This window comes from Acidobacteriota bacterium (genome assembly GCA_035471785.1).
Taxonomy (GTDB): domain Bacteria; phylum Acidobacteriota; class UBA6911; order RPQK01; family DATIPO01; genus JANQFM01.
Genome location: DATIPQ010000002.1, coordinates 1 through 1,757 on the forward strand (window position 1 = coordinate 1; position 1,757 = coordinate 1,757).

Sequence of the window (1,757 nt, forward strand, 5' to 3'; positions counted from 1 at the left end):
GATGGTCGGGATGTGTTGCCTGGGTGGAGGATGCCGGTTAGGGATGTGTTTAGGTGATTTCCAGGAAAGATTATCCCTCTTTCCCGCTGGCTGACAGGTAGATATCTAGTACCCCTGCGCAGAAGTCCGTGGACGCCTCAAACAGCCAGTGGTTTTCCGGCATAGGTCCATTTGAAGGGTTTGGCCAGCGTTTGATTGAAGTAGTCGATGAACTCAATCAGCGCCTGGCGTAATGCCTCAGTGGAGGTGAAGCTGGCGCGTCTGAGTAACCGCCCGGCCAGGATACTGAACCAGATTTCGACCTGGTTGAGCCAGGAGCTGTGCTTGGGCGTGTAGAGAAAGCGGATCCGATGACTGGGATCGGCCAGGAAGGCCGCCCGCGAGGCCATGGACTGGAGGATGCCGCGCTTGTCCTTGACGCCCAGGTCCTGCTCGATACCGCAGGCGGCGGCGACCCACTCGACCAGGGAAGCGGATTGATGGGTATTGAGGTTATCGGCCACGAAGATCCACTGGGCGTGCGGATCGACTTCCACGGTCTGCTGGATGTGATGGAGAAAATCCGCCTCGGTGCGGGTGGGGCCGATGCTGGGGGCGATGACCTGACCGGTGGCGACGTTGAAATTGGCGATCAGGCACAGCGTGCCATGACGCCGGTACTCGTGCTCGATCCGCGCCACCTGCCCGGGCCTGACCGGCTTGGCCGGGTATTTGTGCTCCAGGGCCTGCAGCCCGGTCTTCTCATCCACGCAGATCACGTGAATGCCCCGGGCATGTAACTGCGCCGCCTGGCGATACAGTGCACAGACGGCCCGCACCTGGGCGTCAAAGGCGGCTTCATCGGCCGGTTCGGCATTGAGCCAGTAGCGGCTCAGGTGCGGCTTGATCTTGGCCTCGGCCAGCAGGCGGCTGATGGTGGCCCGGCAGATCGTCTGCACAATCCCACGCTTGATCGCCTCAGCGGCCAGGTCTCGGGAAGTCCACTGGTTCAGCGCCCGGCCCGAGGCGCGCGGATGCTCGCAGGCCAGGGCAATGAGCTTGACCAGTTGCTCGGGCGTGAACGCGGCCGGCCGACCGCGGCGATAGGCATCCAGTAACACCTGCTCGATCAGTCCACGGAGCTGGCGATCACTGACCCCCGTCGCCTCCGCGGCCTGCAGTCGCGGCGCCTGCTCTCGCCAGCGCCGTGCCCATTTATAGACCGTCTGGCGCCTAAGGTCTAACCGCTTGGCGATCTGCGTGGGCGAGTGTCCCTCGGCCAACTCCAGAATAATGCGCGCCCGTTGAACCAGCCGCTGGGGGGCCGTCGAGCGCCGTACCAACCCTTCCAGCAGCCGCCGCTGGCGCTCGCTCACCACCACCTCCGCCGCCGACCCGCCCCCACCCTCAGCACCGGCACTTATCGGCTCGAAAACCCGCCGCGTACCGTCAAAGAGGCCAACTACAACCTGTCGGCCCAACTCGAAAAAACTCTCGTACCACGACGTCATGAGACTCAGACCGAGCATCGGCACTCCTATCGCTTTGGACAATGGGTGGGGTTCAGGGCCGCCGAGCTTACCCTAATTTCTCTCCAGCTCATAGCTTCGCGCGGTACATCCCTCAGCCCACTCAAACGAAGGCCATCGTATGTCCACGAACTTCTGCGCAGGGGTACTAGAAACGAAAGCGGATAGCGACGGAAGTTGACCCAGGCGAACTGCCCGGCCGCAAAGGAGAGGCCATGCGGACCATCCGGCTCGACTGTCACCTCCCAG

At 62.8% G+C, this 1,757-nt stretch carries 1 protein-coding gene; it reads right to left on the minus strand.

Annotated features, from left to right (window positions below; all coding sequences use genetic code 11):
* Positions 1-137 precede the first annotated feature (137 nt).
* Positions 138-1,508: an IS630 family transposase gene (locus VLU25_00120; GenBank protein ID HSR66317.1), complete on the minus strand. Its 1,371-nt coding sequence runs from the start codon at positions 1,506-1,508 to the stop codon at positions 138-140.
* Positions 1,509-1,757: the final 249 nt, after the last annotated feature.